The sequence below is a fragment of the Segatella copri genome, from assembly GCF_019249765.2.
GTDB lineage: Bacteria > Bacteroidota > Bacteroidia > Bacteroidales > Bacteroidaceae > Prevotella > Prevotella copri_K.
The window spans coordinates 3147484-3162857 of record NZ_CP152484.1 but is presented as its reverse complement, the minus strand read 5'-3'; the positions used below and the strand labels follow the sequence as shown (position 1 = coordinate 3162857).

Below are 15374 nucleotides of genomic sequence, written 5' to 3'. Positions count from 1 at the left end.
GAATGGTTATGTATAAAAAAGACATTTTGACTATGAATAAGATTATCAAACTCATCTTCGTGCTCTGCTGCTTCTGCGGCATTGCACAGGCTCAGCCTCAACGCCCTAAGCTCGTTGTAGGCATCGTTATCGACCAGATGCGATGGGATTATCTCTATCGCTACTACGCCCGCTACGGCGAAGGCGGATTTAAGAGAATGCTCGGAGAAGGATTCAGCGTAGAAAATTGCAAGATTCCTTATATCCCTTCGGTTACAGCCATCGGGCACTCTTCTATCTGGACCGGTTCCGTTCCTTCCATCCACGGAATTGCAGGAAACAACTTCGTGAAAGATGGAAAGGTAGTGTATTGTACTGCCGACGATACCGTCAACCCGGTAGGTTCAGACAGCAAGGCTGGCAAGATGTCGCCTCGCAATCTGTGGGTAACCACCATCGGTGATGAACTCCGTCTGGCTACCAACAACCGCTCTAAGGTGATTGGTGTAGCCTTGAAAGACAGAGCATCCATCCTCCCTGCGGGCCATCACGCCAATGGCGCTTTCTGGTTTGATGACAAGTCGGGCAAGTTCATCACCAGTACTTTCTATATGGATAAGTTGCCTGAGTGGGTGAACAAGTTCAACAAGCAGAAACTCCCTAACAAGTATCTTTCCAAGAAATGGGAGACGCTCTACCCTATCGATTCCTACAAGGAGAGCACCAGCGATGACAACAACTACGAGAATGGAATTGTTGAAGGCGAAAAGGCAGTATTGCCACTCGATCTGCCTACCTTATATAAGAAGCATGGTTACAAGATTCTCCGCAGTACCCCATTCGGCTGCAACCTGACTTTCGATATTGCCAAGGCTGCCATTGAGGGAGAAAATCTGGGTAGAAACACAGATACTGACCTGCTGACCATCAGCTGCTCCAGCACCGATTACATCGGTCATCAGGTGGGCGTAAACGCTATCGAAACAGAGGATTGCTATCTTAGATTAGATAAGGCTCTGGCAGATTTCTTCGCTTATCTCGACCAAACCGTGGGCAAGGGAAATTATCTCACCTTCCTCACCGCCGACCATGGAGGCGTAAACAACGCCACCTTCCTGCAAGACCAGCGAATCCCTGCCGGCATCTGGAACAAGAAGGGACTGGTAGATGAATTGAACAAGAGTCTGAAGACAAAGTTCAACACCGACAAGGACCTCGTGAAGACCATTATGAACTATCAGGTATTCTTCAATACAGACATCATCGAGGAACTCGGTCTGGATTACGCAGCCATCAAGCAGGTGGTAGTAGACAGACTGAAGAAAGACAAGGACGTGCACTATGCCTTCGACATGGAGAAGACCTCTATCGAGAGCATCCCTGAAGAGCTGAAGTTCCGCGCCATTAACGGTTATAACCGCGAGCGCAGCGGAGGTGTTCAGATTGTACTGAAACCAGGTCACTACGATTATTACAGCAGCAAGGGAACTACCCACGGAGCATGGAATCCATACGATATCCATATTCCTTGCCTGTTTATGGGTTGGGGCATCCAGCACGGCGAGAGTGCCCAGCCTCACTATATGACAGATATTGCCGCTACCGTTTGTGCGATGCTGCATATTCAGGCACCTAACGGCTGCATCGGCACACCGATATTCTAATAAAAAGCAAAAAGCCAGATAATAACAAAGGCTAGGTTCACGATTCTGGGAACCTAGCCTTTATTTTTTATTCAAAAGAAGATGTTCTTCTATTCCGAGAAGAACATCTCTTATTCTTCGTTCATAATCTTCATATATTCCTCGTAAGAAATATATCTGCCACCCATCGATTTGAGATGAGGAGTCTCCAACTGACAATCTATCATCTTGCCACCGTGCTCCTGCAAGTATCTGGCAAGGAAGATGAGGGCAATCTTAGAAGCTGACGGAACCCTGGAGAACATGCTTTCTCCTATAAAAACCTTGCCGATGGTGACACCATAAAGTCCACCCACCAGTTCATCAGTTTCATTATCCCATACCTCTACGCTCGCCGCAAAGCCCTGCTTATGGAGGGCAGTAAATGCCTGGATGATGTTCTCGCCCAGCCATGCGCCATCTTCCCAATACCGTCCGTTGGTCTTGCTGCATCCCCGTATTACGCCATCGAAATCTTCGTTGATTCCTACGCTGTATCGGTTCTTTCTCATCAGGGTACGCATAGAATGACTGATGTGGATTTCATCAGGGAAGATGACGAAACGCTTCATCGGACAGAACCAGAGTATTTCAGGCTGGTCACGGAAACTATACCAGGGGAAAATGCCATTGCTATAAGCCAGCAACAGGCGGTCGATACTCAAATCGCCACCAATCGCAAAGCATCCATCCTCATCGCCATAATGCGGATCGGGAAAGTAAATCTCGTCCGCAGTATCATCTATCTGTAATATCATACGCTTATCTTTTATCAAGAATATTCTTGACTAGACTTTCATTCTAATAATTAATCACCAGTTCCTTTCCGTCAAAGTCGACATGCGCCTTGCCACTCTTCTTGAGTTTGCCGAAGAGCAGCGCCTTCATCAGGATCGGTTTCAGGCGGTTACCGATGACACGGTCCATCTCGCGGGCACCATATTCCTTGGTAAAGCCCCATTTCAGCAACTGTTCACGCGCAGCATCGGTTAACGTTACGGTAACTCCCTTTGCTGCCAGTTTCGCATCGAGTTGACGAAGTTTCTTGGCAAGAATCAGCTCTGCCATGTGCTTATCCATATCGTTGAACACCACCATGTCGGAAAGTCGGTTGATAAACTCAGGCTTGAAAGTCTTCTTCACCTGTGCCAGCATCGCTTCGCCACGACTTACGTTTCCATTGAAACCTACGCTAGCCCGTGAAGCATATTGTGCTCCGGCATTTGAGGTCATGATGAGAATCACGTTACGGAAATCAGCCTTCTGGCCCTTGTTATCAGTCAGACGGGCATAGTCCATTACCTGGAGCAGGATGTTATAGATATCGCTATGCGCCTTCTCTATCTCATCGAGCAGGAGTACACAGTTTGGCGTCTTGCGGATGGCATCGGTCAGAAGTCCTCCATCCTCATAACCCACGTATCCGGCTGGCGAACCGATGAGTTTTGCCACGGTATGCTTCTCGGTATATTCACTCATATCGAAGCGTACCAGTTCGATGCCGAGTTCCTTGGCCAACTGCCGTGCCACCTCGGTTTTTCCTACTCCGGTAGGTCCCACGAAGAGGAGCGAAGCCAATGGTTTGTCATCATCTGTCAATCCCGCCTTTGCCATCATCACAGCCTCAACCACCTTGTCTACAGCCTTGTCCTGACCGTAAATCTTGTCGAGTATGCGCTGGCGGAGCGTAGCCAAAGCATCGTTATTCTCATCTTTCATCGCAGCTGCATCAATCTTGCAGACTTTAATCAGAATCTGCTGGATGATAGACTTGGTAACATAAGAGCGCTGGCGAGATTCTACCGGATGCACCTCCAGATAAGCACCCGCCTCATCCATCAGGTCGATGGCCTTGTCTGGCAGACAGCGGTTGCTGATATATTTGGCGCTGGCACGGACGGCATATTCCAGGGCGTCCTTGCGATAGGTTACATTGTGGAACTTGTTGTATTTATACTGCAAGCCCTCCAATATTTTGATAGCCTCCTCCTCGGTAGGTTCCTTGATATCTATCTGCTGGAACCGGCGCACGATGCCCTTACTCTGAGCCATGTAACGGTTATATTCCTCGTAGGTGGTAGAGCCGATGAAACGGATATCGCCTGCCTCCAGATATTGCTTCAGCATATTGGATGCATCAGGTCCGCCATCTGAGCCACGACCGGCACCTATCATATTATGGATCTCATCGATGTAGATAATGGTATTGCCTTCCTTCACGGCTCCCTCCATCACCATCTTGATGCGTTTCTCGAAGTCGCCGCGATATTGGGCACCGGCAAGCATCTGTCCCATATCCATGCCGTAGATGCGAGCCCCCTTGAGGCGTTCAGGAACCTGGTTTTCGTTGATGAGTTTGGCGAGACCATAGACCAGAGCTGTCTTGCCGACTCCGGCTTCTCCGATGTGGAGCGGATTGTTCTTCTCGGCACGGCAGAGCACCTGGATGGTTCTGTCCAGTTCCTGTTCTCTTCCGATGAGCGGATTGTGCTCTTCTACCTTGTCAGAAATACAGGTAACCAGCTGATGCCAATCCTGTACAACCTGTCTTCTGCCTTCTTCCTCGTCGTCATCATACTCGTTGGCATAATCGTCATCATCAAAGTCTGCTCCCATGCCCATGCCAGCCTCTCCAGTATCATCTCCAATAGGATAATAACTGTCAACGCTCGCCAGGAACTCGCCCTGCCGGTCGCCCACATTCTTGCACAGCAGGAAGGCGGCTTCTGAATTCTGCAAGCCAAACATCGCCTGCACAAAATGAGGTACATTCACCAGCTGTCTGTCGGCAGCAGCAGCCAGGGCGCACGCCGTTCCAAACATGGTTTTGAAGAGCGATGACGGCTCTGGCAGATACTTGATGGTTTCAGGCACACGCTCCTGCTTGGCGAGCCATTCCACCAAGTCTTCGTGCATCTTGAGGCTGTCTACACCTTCTTCCTGCAGCGCCTGACAGAATGCATACTGCCTGAGCAACGCCAGCAGCATGTGCTCGGGCATCACGAACTCGTGGTCGAAGAACCGGGCTTGCTTCATGGCATCGTCCATCAGAACACTCATATATCGGGTCAATCCCATACTGTCCATTCTATTTTTTCCTTTCTTTTTCTTAGCATATATTGGGGATATTTCCCCGAAATCAACGCCTATTCCGGCATATAAGTGAGTTTAAGCGGAAACTTCTGCGTACGGGCTTTCTCCATCGCTTTCTCCACTTTACTCTTGGCGATGTCGTAGCTGTAGGTGCCCACCACGGCTTTCTCTTCGTGATGAACCTTGAGCATGATTGCTTCAGCCTCAGCCTGCGACTTGAAGAAGATGGATTCGAGGATTTCTACCACGAAGTCCATCGGTGTGAAGTCGTCGTTGAACATCATTACCACGTAACGCCCCGGCTCCTTGAGCCTGGTTTTCTGGCGTTCACGAATTGCTGTTTGTTCTTGAGCCATATTTTAATTCTTACTTTTTATACGCATTGGTAATCTCCACAACATAAACATCGTGGAATCCGCCCTTGGCACCATACCACTGGAGCAGGTCCTTGTCAAGGAACTTCTCGGCGGTCATACTGTCTTTATAAAGTTTGCGGCATTCCAGGGTGAGTCGTGACTGCTCGAAGCCAATGCAGCCGTTATCAGTTTCTACAGGAATCAGTCCTGTTTCCTTCGCCTTATCCAAATCGCGTCCGCTCTTAGAGCCGCAGAAGTTATAAATCTTACGAGCCTCCTCGCTGTTGCCGAGGAAAGAGAGAGTCATGAATTCATTCTCCTCGATGATGCCGTGGGTGAAACGCTCCGGACGGATAAAGACCACAGCCACCGGCTTGTTCCAAAGCCATCCCAAACAGCCCCAAGAGGCGGTCATCATATTGAAATGATCCTTGTTGCCGGCACATACCAGCATCCACTCCTTACCAATAGTCTCGAAGACGTTGTCATTCAGTTCTTTTACGTTGATCTTTTCCATCTTATCTGTTCCTTTCTTTTTAATTTCTAATTACCATAAAATTGCGACAGCAGTATTCTGATTGCAGAATGCTGCCCATATCAACTGCAAAGATACAAGAATAATCTGAAAAAGCGAATGTTTCTTTAAGAAAATCGCATCACCCTATTGAGGATTATGCCTAATTAATACTTTTTTATGCCACAAGAAGGCTGAATTGAATACGATTTGTGAGGTAGGAAACCGACCTTGATTTACATTAACTTTGCATCGGCAGTTGAAAAAATAATTCACATTTTATTTTGTCAGTTGCCCAAAAGGCAGTACCTTTGCACCCCGAATGCCGAAAGCCGGGAAGGCGGAAGGCTTCGATTTATTATTCATTTATAAACATTTAATTTAATGTACAAAACAATTTTCAACAAGCGCAACAGCTTGAAGTTCAACCGATTCTCTAACAAGAACTACTCACTCTTCGCAGTTTTGGGAAGAGAGGTACTTGTTGGTGCACTCAGCGTTGCTACCCTGAGCCATGCTAAGGCAGCAGGCGTAAGCACAGAGGGAGCCAAGGTTGATTCTACCCTCTACAAGGGCGGAAAGGCTTACGAGCTGGATGCGGTGAGCGTTACCGGATCTCGTGCGCCGATGACTGTAGAGCAGTCACCTAAGATTGTGTCTGTCATTACCCGCGACGATATTCATCGTGCGGCTGCGCAGACTATCAACGATGTATTGAAATTAGCTACCGGCGTGGATGTCCGTCAGCGTGGTGGCTTTGGTGTTCAGACGGATATCTCCATCAATGGTGGAACCTTTGACCAGATTACCATTCTCTTGAATGGCGTCAACATTTCCAATCCTCAGACTGGTCACAATGCTTCTGATTTTCCTGTAGCTCTTGCTGACATCGACCACATCGAAGTGCTCGAGGGGGCAGCATCGCGCTTATTCGGAACTTCAGCCTTCAATGGTGCCATCAACATCGTAACCAAGAAGGCTAAGAGTGAGGGGGTATCTGCAAGTGTAGAAGGCGGAAGCTTTGGAAGCTTCGGAGCACAGGGACGCATTCAAACAGCTTTTGAAACGGGCAAGTGGACCCAGGCTTATTCCGTAAGCGGAGGCTACAAGCGCTCGGATGGCGGCACAGACAACAGCGACTTCGAGAAAGGACAGGGCTACGGCAATCTCTCTTTCTCTTACGACCAGCGTTTCGACATCATCGCCCAGTTGGGTATTGCTACCCAGAGCTATGGTGCCAATACTTTCTACAGCGCCAAAAACAACAACCAATATGAGAAGACAGACCACGGTATGGCTTCTCTCAACCTGAGTCTGCATAACCAGGAGAAGACCTGGGAGATTGCGCCTCAATTCTATTATAACAAATTCAAGGATCACTACCAGCTGAAACGCGGTATAGCTGGAGCTGCAGCAGGCGAGAACTATCACGACCTAGATGTTTATGGTGGTGGACTGAATGCCAACGTGGCTTGGGCTTTGGGTAAGACCGCAGTAGGTTTCGACATCAGTAAGGAGTGCATCTACTCTACTGCATTGGGCGAGGAACTCGCAGAGAAAGACTATAAAGATATCTCGGGTTCTGATCGTCAATATACCCGAAAGGGCGAGCGCACCAATACCAACATCATGCTGGAGCACAACTTCATCTTCGGCGGCTTCACCTTGTCGGCTGGTGTCTTGGCTAACAAGAACACCGGTTTGGACAACGACTTCCGCTTCTACCCTGGTGTGGATATGAGTTATCGTCCTAACGACAACTGGAAGTTCTACGCTTCCTGGAACAAGGCATTGAGAATGCCTACCTATACCGACTTATACATGAGTAATGCGGTGCAGCAGGGCGACCTCACCCTGAACCCGGAGAAGAACTCAACCTTCAAGGTAGGAACACAATATCGCCAGACAGGATTTGCAGCAACCGTTAGCGGATTCTACGCACACGGCACCAGCATGATTGACTGGGTTCAGACATCCGTGACCGAGCAGAAAGACAGCAAGTATCACGTGATGAACATCGGAAAGCTCAACAACATGGGCTACAACGTAGATGCTACCATCTACATGAGAGAGTTGGTACCAAACAGTTTCATTACCCGCATCAAGTTGGGTTATGCTTACATCTATCAGGATCATAAGACCGAGACAAACATTCTGAAATCACTCTATGCATTGGAGTATCTGAAGCACAAGGCTGTATTCGGTCTGGATCATCAGATTTGGAACAAGCTTTCAGCTTCGTGGAGCGTAAGATGGCAGCAGAGAATGAATGGCTATCATCCATATACCAAGGTAGATTGCAAACTGATGTGGGACGAGAAGAAATACAATATCTTCGTGAAAGCCGACAACATCACTTGCCACCGCTACTACGACCTCACAGCTGTTAAGCAGCCAGGTTTGTGGATTATGGCAGGAGCCAGCGTAAATCTCGGCCGATAATATAATCAGATAATAATCATCCCAAAAGATGATAAATATCCGAAACACGATTCGGATATCAAATAAAAAACGAGCCTTGATGGAGGTTTCTTCCTTCCGTCAAGGCTCGTTTCCTTTTATTCCGGCTATTTCCTTTTATTTCAATTATTCCGGTTTCTGATATTTTCCGTTCACTTTTATCGGTTCGAGATGGATTCCCACATGGGTATCTGCACCGAAGTGCTGCTTCAGTTTTGTTTCTATATGAGTAGCATGCTCATGCGCCTCATAAAGCGAAAGAGAACCCGGCATGCGGACATGCATTTCTATCGCAATCTTGTTTCCGATGCGACGGGTACGCAGGTTATGAATCTCTCCCACTCCCTCTTCTTCATTTGCAATCTTCAGGATTTCATCTTCCTCCATTTCTGGAAGACTGGCATCCGTCAGTTCTTTCACAGACTGCATCACCAGTCCCCAGGCGGCCTTGATGATGAAGACACTCACGATGATGGCAGCCAGCGGATCGAGCACCGCCCACTTTTCTCCCAGGATGATGGCGCCACCAATACCGAACATCGTTCCGATACTCGATAAAGCATCGCTGCGATGATGCCAGGCATTCGCCACTACAGCCTCGGAATGATATTTCTTTCCGGCTTTAACCGTAAACTGATAAGCCCATTCCTTCATCACGATACTTACGATGGCAGCAATCAAGGCTACAACGCCCGGCTGCTGCAATGTCTCGCCGCAGATGGCACGATAAGTCTTGGTTACGCCAGAATAACAGATCATCACACCCACCACGAAGAGCGAAATACCGATGATGGCTGTGGCAAGCGTCTCGTATTTGCCATGCCCATAATCATGGTCCTTGTCCTTCGGCTTATTGCCCAGTTTAACGAATACCAGTACCACCACATCGGTGGCGAAATCGGTAAGCGAATGGATAGCATCAGCTATCATGGCCGCAGAATGTCCGAGGATACCTGCAGCAAACTTCAGTACGAGCAGCACCACATTGATGATGCTTCCCGCTATCGTCACCTTATATACTTCCTTTACTCTATCCGCATCAGCGGAATGATTCTTTTTCGTTTCTGTGGGCATCTCTTGCTCGTTATTTATTCTCTCATTCTTGTCCATACTATAAAATATTACAGAAGTCCTTTGCTTCCTTAATAATGTTTTTGTATAACCAAATTCCTGTCTTTCATGAATTGAGCGGCAAAAGTACATTTTTTTTCTGAAATCGGATAAAAAGAGAGATTAAAAAAGTATAACGAATAGGGAATAATGTGATAGCGAAGAGAGAAAAGCATGGAATTTTGTGATAAAACGACTTAAAACAATAGGAATTTTGTGATTTTCAGTCCGAATTCCTTTGGAATTTTGTGATAAAGTTGTATCTTTGCACTCGAATAAGAACTATAAACATATTGATTATGAAGCTTTTGCGCAGAAAGATTGATAATTATCTCAAGGAATGGAAAAGCGATAAGGAGAGAATGCCCCTCATCGTGAAGGGAGCCCGACAAGTAGGAAAGACCGCTTCCATCCTACAATTCGCCCATGACAACTATCAAAATGTGGTTGCCATCAACTTCGTATTGCAACAAAAATACAAGGCAATCTTCGAAGAAGGTTACGAGGTAGACAGCATTATCCGGAACCTCACCCTCATCAATCCTTCTCTCAAGATAGAAGCAGGTAACACACTCATCTTCTTCGACGAGATGCAGGATTGTCCTGCCTGCGCCACCAGTCTGAAAGCCTTCAAGATAGATGGCAGGTACGATGTTATCTGCTCTGGTTCGCTTATGGGTATCAATTATCGCGAGATAGAATCGAACAGCGTGGGATATAAGGAAGACTACACGATGCACTCAATGGATTTCGAGGAATTCCTATGGGCAAAAGGTTATGATTCTGCCTTTATAGAACGCCTTTACGAAAAGATGGTCTCCATCACACCACTTTCTAATATGGAAATGGATATTTTAGAGAGGCTATTCCGTGAATACATGACCATCGGAGGAATGCCTGCCGTAGTCAATATGTTCGTGAGCAACGGAAACTTCAGCGGCACGCTCAAGATACAGCGCCAGCTTCTTCTTGACTATGAGGAAGACATTACGAAATATGCGCAAGGACTCGACAAAGGAAAAATCAAGAACGTGTACGACCATATTTCTGTCTTCCTGGGACAAGACAACAAGAAATTTCAGATAAGCAAGATTGCCCATGGAGCAAGAAACAGAGAATACGTTGGCACCATCGAATGGCTTCGTGATGCAGGTATCATCAACGTTTGCTATTGTCTCGCCCAAGTATCCTTACCTCTGAAAGGCAACTACGACCCGAAATCGTACAAACTCTATTATAAGGACACGGGCTTGCTGGTTGCCTCGCTAGATGAGGAATCGCAAGAAGACATCAGAGTGAACAAGAACTATGGTACCTACAAGGGCGCCATCTACGAAAACATCGTTGGAGACATGCTGGTAAAGCAAGGCTATAATCTTTACTTCTATCGCAACGAGAAATCTACCCTAGAGATGGATTTCTTCATTCGTGATGCCCAGTCGCTCATCCCCGTTGAAGTAAAAGCCACGGATAATGCCACCAAGTCGCTCGCCAAGCTAACAGCACAAGATGGTAAATATCCCGACATCAGATACGGCATCAAGCTCTGCAATAAGAACATCGGTTTCAATGGTAAGTTTTACACCTTCCCCTACTTCCTCACCTTCCTGCTCAAACGATTTGTGAGAAGAGAAAGATAGAAATGCAGAAAAATCCCTCAGAGAGGGATGATTCTGTATTTACCATTATAAGTTAACGAACTTAAAATATCAAGCCGTAATCGTTAATTCTGCGAAAGAAAACTGCGGAAATCCGCAAAAATTCCACATAGAATTAATAAAAGTATTATTTTTGCAAAAGAAAAATGCGGAAATCCGCAAAAATCTTTCCTGTTATGATTGTAAATAGAGACAAATATCTACAAGAGTTGGTTAGTTCACGCCATAATGGACTGGTAAAAATCATTACCGGTATGCGCCGTTGCGGAAAATCCTTTCTGCTGTTTCGTCTCTTCAAGCGTTTCCTTGAAGACGATGGAGTCATGCCCGACCACATCATAGAAATGGCATTCGATGACTATGCATTCAAGGAGTTTCGCAATCCTGACAAGTTTTATAAGTATGTAAAAGAGAAGATTGCTGACGACCAACCTTATTACATTCTGCTTGATGAGGTACAGATGCTTGGCGAGTTTGAAGATGTACTAAATGGATTATTGCATATTCCCAATGCTGATGTTTATGTGACGGGAAGCAATGCACGCTTCCTATCCAAGGATATAATAACCGAATTTCGTGGACGAGGATACCAAATACACGTTTCACCACTCAGCTTTGCTGAATTTATGACCGTATATGATGGCGACAAGCAGGATGGTTGGAACGAATATTTGCTTTATGGTGGTCTTCCGCCTGTTGTTCTACAAAAGACAGAAGAAGAAAAAGTGAGACTTCTGAACAGCCTCTTGACTGAGACTTACATGATAGATGTCATCAACAGAAACAAGATAAAGAACGATGCAGAACTCAACGATTTATTCAAGATTCTCGCATCGGGAATTGGCGGACTTACCAATCCACAACGACTTGCCAATACTTTCCAATCTGTAAAGAATGTCTCTATAAGCTCTGCAACCATCAAGAAATACATCGAATATCTTGCAGATGCGTTCTTGCTTGAGCCATGCAATCGCTATGACGTAAAAGGTCGTAAGTATATCGGAACGCCATTGAAATATTATTTTTCTGACTTAGGCATTCGCAATGCACTTCTCGGCTTTCGCCAACAAGAGAAAACCCATCTGATGGAGAATGCCATCTATAATGAACTTCGCTACCGTGGATATAGTGTGGACATTGGCAACGTAGAAATCAACGGCGTGGACGAAAAAGGAACCAAAGTGAGACGGATGCTTGAAGTTGACTTTGTTTGCAACCAAGGCTACAAACGCTGCTACATCCAGTCGGCTCTCAGTTTGCCAGACAAGGAGAAGACGAAACAAGAACTTGCTTCTTTGCTACGTATAGACGATAGTTTTATGAAGTATGTGATAACAGGCGACCTCATCAAGAAATACCAAAACGATGACGGCATCGTATTTATGGACGTATTTGATTTCTTGTTGGATAAAGATTCTATATGATAATTTATAAGGAAAAGGCTAATGGCAATCTTGGATATTTCCCCTCCAAGATTGCCATTTATCCCTAAGTAAATCGAGAGTTATAAACTCGAATATTTTATGAAAGTCCAAAGACTATCGGGATAGTATATTTCACCCTAACACAGTTTCCCTTAAGCTTCCCTGGTTTCCATTTAGGCATAGCCTTGACTATTCGCATAGCCTCTTTATCCAAAGTAGGATCAACACTTCTTGTAATCTCAACATCTGTAATTCTTCCATCTTTTTCGACAACAAATTTTACTATCACCCTACCTTGGATTCCATTTTCTTGTAAAACTACAGGATATTTGAGATTAGCCGCAATGAAGGATAATAAGGCATTAGAGCCACCAGGGAATGAAGGCATTTCTTCTACTTGTTCGTAAATTTTATCTGTATCAACCAATTCCGAATTGCCATCTATAGGCATCATAATCGACTTGACATGTTCCTCTTTTTTAAAGACATAGACATAATTTGTAAGATACTTGTTTTTTATCCCCAAATCATTAAATTTTACGACCAAAGGCTTGGCATCTTTATACGTTACCTTTGCCGTATCTGCATTTATGAAAAAATCTTCATTTATCTCACCATAATACCCATCATAGCTATGACGCCAAATCCAATAAGGCTTTCGATTTACAAGTATCGAGGTCGGGCATATCATATTCTGAACATAAACGAATTTGTCAAAACGACGCAGTAGCTTTGCTGTCTGATATCCCCTATTAAAATCCTCTTGAAATTGTGGAGCTTCCGCTATAGGCACAGATACATATATGGTAGCTCTTATTTCATTAAAATTACATGTAATAGGAAAATATTCTTTGTCGGCATTATACTTTTCCAAATCCAAGCTCCAATTTTCCCCCATTCTATCCTTAATTGCGTCATAGCAAATGGAGTCAAACACAAACTTTGAAGATTGCTGTAAACGCAGTTCGTAAGCTGTAGTCTTCTCGAATTCTCTTATCTCATTCCATGCACTAAATTTTTCCTTCACATTTTTCATGACTCGTCCTCTGTCGGTCATTTCATATCGTTCCCGTTCTGAATTTTTTGCTGCATTCTCAATAAGTCTTTGCCAAAACAGTGTATTTGAATCCACCGACTTTTTATTTCTTGCACCTCTATTGTTCTTACCCATAGAAGTGGTCTTACCCTTAACCGTTTGAGACGTTTGCCCCATTTTTCTCATTTGAGGCTTTCTCGTTTGAGCATTGCTACCAACCATACATAGCAAAGCTACTATAAGTAAAATAATATGTTTCATAATTTTCCTTTTTTATAGAAAAGCATTAGTACTATTTATTTCCATCTTTATCCCATCATTTTCTCCTTGCGAAAATCTTACGAACCTTTGTCCATCCCACTCTTGAGATTTTCTGACGCAATAAGTTTGGAAGCCATATCCCTTATCTACGATTCTTACCTGAAAAGGATTCCAATCGTAATATGCTTTGTTTATCACTTCTGTTATATCCACGCCATCCAATTCCTTCCGTTCTTTCATCGGGAGTTCCATCACGCAGCTTCCATATTGGTTAAAAGCATCAACGGTATGACGTTCACACTCTGCAGAATGCCAAAACGTTTTACTAGGATACTTCATCTCCATTATCAGAAGCAATCTTCTTTTCAACTCGCCTGATACAATTGCAGGAAAGACAAAATCCTCGTATGATGTTTCATCGTCATAAACGTACACATTATCACCTCCATCCGTCAAATACCAGAAATAGTCATCACCCTCTTTCAGCATTTTAAATGCATATACTTCTTGTGCTTCGTCAGATAAAGTATCACCTTTTGTAGTTTGTGCTTTTGCTGCTTCTTTCACAAGCTCTCTGCCCCCTTCTTTCAGTCCTACTTTTATCCCAACAAACAGAATTACCACAAGTATAGCAAAAAGCACCTTCCAAGACTTTCGCCAGAAAGATGTTTTCTCCTCACGATCAACAGTGGTGCTTGCCTCTTCAGGCTCTATACTATCTACTTTTTGAGTCATAGACTTTTCTGTGTCAGCATCAAGCCATTCACCGCAATATCTACATTTTTTTGCCACGGCAAGGATTTCCTCCCCACAATAGGGGCAACGTTTATGCTTTGTATCCATACATTTCTATTTGTCAAACAAATCTTGATAAACCTTAGCCCATTCTCGCCAAGAATATCCACGAGAAGGATGACGCTGGCGAATCATAAGAGCCTTATCTTCGCCGCCAGTGCTAAACCAACGAGTATTAACCTCATCACCATTAGCCAGAAACAGTTTCTCACCATCTTTCTCGCCAAGAGGATAAAGTCTATTGAAGAGACCATAACCCCAAGTTATGATAACATCAGGTTTCAACTCTTCAAGAATTTCCTTGAATGCCGAAACAGAGCTATTAAACTCGTCAGAAGTATCCTTTACACCTGGTCTTGCTATATTGAACTGAATAAAATTGTAAAAAGCAAGTTGATTCCAAACGCATTCTCTATCATCTACAGATATTTCCCTGTTCAACAAAGCCTTTGTTTGGCTAGTATAGCCTCTATAGAAAGAGGCATCTTCACCACTTACAAAACCGTCCACAATTTCTTGAGTAAATGTATGGTGACAAGGAGCACCAGCATTTTCTTCATTATAATGGCTATGCCCTAATATCAAGACTTTCTTACCACTATTCAAGAATCCTTTCTCGTAATCCTTACCAACAAAAGGATAAGCATTTACATGTTTCATACGCTATTCTATTTTAAAGTTATTAAATGTCGGGGACAAAGATAGTGTTTCTACTTGACACTATCAAGTCCATAATGGTTCATAAGCGAAATTTCTTGATTTCGGCTTAACAAAAGTAGTAAAAATCATTCTGTTTCATTGGTATATTATCATTTTGCCAGGTGTTCCCGAGACTTGGCGGGTTAAGATTTCGGTTTCGGCAAAATAAAAAAGCGTGGGAACTTACCTGTCACTCGTCCCACTCTCTGAGGCCTTCGCATTGCCCTGCATTGTTGAACGAGCAACGTCGAAGCCCACGCCGATATGTATACACTTTTCCCCATACGGATATAGACCTATCGCCTTG

11 protein-coding genes and 1 pseudogene are annotated in these 15374 nt (G+C 44.7%); 4 read left to right on the top strand and 8 right to left on the bottom strand.

Annotation, left to right across the window (positions count from 1 at the left end; genetic code table 11):
* The first annotated feature begins 32 nt into the window (after window positions 1–32).
* Window positions 33–1643 (top strand): alkaline phosphatase PafA, encoded by a 1611-nt coding sequence (pafA, locus tag KUA46_RS13445; protein WP_218487544.1) that lies wholly within the window; start codon window positions 33–35, stop codon window positions 1641–1643.
* A 110-nt stretch (window positions 1644–1753) separates the two neighbouring features.
* Here pafA and aat read toward each other — a convergent pair whose 3' ends face one another.
* The 4 genes from aat to KUA46_RS13425 form a co-directional block, all read right to left on the bottom strand.
* On the bottom strand, window positions 1754–2419 hold the full coding sequence (gene aat / locus KUA46_RS13440) for a leucyl/phenylalanyl-tRNA--protein transferase (protein WP_117694924.1): 666 nt from the start codon (window positions 2417–2419) through the stop codon (window positions 1754–1756).
* Between the two features lie 43 nt (window positions 2420–2462).
* Window positions 2463–4697 carry an AAA family ATPase gene (locus tag KUA46_RS13435; RefSeq protein ID WP_373121544.1) on the bottom strand — a complete coding sequence of 745 codons (2235 nt, stop codon included), beginning with the start codon at window positions 4695–4697 and terminating at the stop codon, window positions 2463–2465.
* A gap of 110 nt (window positions 4698–4807) precedes the next feature.
* Window positions 4808–5110, bottom strand: a complete 303-nt coding sequence (locus KUA46_RS13430; RefSeq protein WP_006849241.1) for an ATP-dependent Clp protease adaptor ClpS — start codon at window positions 5108–5110, stop codon at window positions 4808–4810.
* Window positions 5111–5120: 10 nt separating this feature from the next.
* Entirely contained in the window at window positions 5121–5627 is a 507-nt protein-coding gene (locus KUA46_RS13425) for a flavin reductase (RefSeq protein WP_218487542.1), read from the bottom strand.
* 381 nt (window positions 5628–6008) lie between these two features.
* On the opposite strand from KUA46_RS13425, the gene KUA46_RS13420 reads away from it, so the two are divergent.
* Window positions 6009–8066, top strand: a complete 2058-nt coding sequence (locus tag KUA46_RS13420; protein ID WP_218487541.1) for a TonB-dependent receptor plug domain-containing protein — start codon at window positions 6009–6011, stop codon at window positions 8064–8066.
* 144 nt (window positions 8067–8210) lie between these two features.
* On the opposite strand, the gene KUA46_RS13415 is transcribed toward KUA46_RS13420, so the two are convergent.
* Window positions 8211–9194 (bottom strand): cation diffusion facilitator family transporter, encoded by a 984-nt coding sequence (locus KUA46_RS13415; RefSeq protein ID WP_420377701.1) that lies wholly within the window; start codon window positions 9192–9194, stop codon window positions 8211–8213.
* A gap of 299 nt (window positions 9195–9493) precedes the next feature.
* Here KUA46_RS13415 and KUA46_RS13410 point away from each other — a divergent pair, with 299 nt between their 5' ends.
* Window positions 9494–10834: an ATP-binding protein gene (locus KUA46_RS13410; RefSeq protein WP_153083700.1), complete on the top strand. Its 1341-nt coding sequence runs from the start codon at window positions 9494–9496 to the stop codon at window positions 10832–10834.
* Between the two features lie 194 nt (window positions 10835–11028).
* Window positions 11029–12276, top strand: coding sequence for an ATP-binding protein (locus tag KUA46_RS13405; protein ID WP_256625072.1), 1248 nt, complete (start codon window positions 11029–11031; stop codon window positions 12274–12276).
* A 97-nt stretch (window positions 12277–12373) separates the two neighbouring features.
* Here the strand turns inward: KUA46_RS13405 and KUA46_RS13400 are convergent.
* The 3 genes and pseudogenes from KUA46_RS13400 to KUA46_RS13390 all read right to left on the bottom strand — a co-directional run.
* A pseudogene (locus KUA46_RS13400) lies at window positions 12374–12688 on the bottom strand (energy transducer TonB); the annotation flags it as partial.
* A gap of 897 nt (window positions 12689–13585) precedes the next feature.
* Window positions 13586–14416 (bottom strand): zinc ribbon domain-containing protein, encoded by an 831-nt coding sequence (locus KUA46_RS13395; RefSeq protein ID WP_153118409.1) that lies wholly within the window; start codon window positions 14414–14416, stop codon window positions 13586–13588.
* Between the two features lie 6 nt (window positions 14417–14422).
* On the bottom strand, window positions 14423–15028 hold the full coding sequence (locus KUA46_RS13390; protein WP_153118410.1) for a hypothetical protein: 606 nt from the start codon (window positions 15026–15028) through the stop codon (window positions 14423–14425).
* Window positions 15029–15374: the final 346 nt, after the last annotated feature.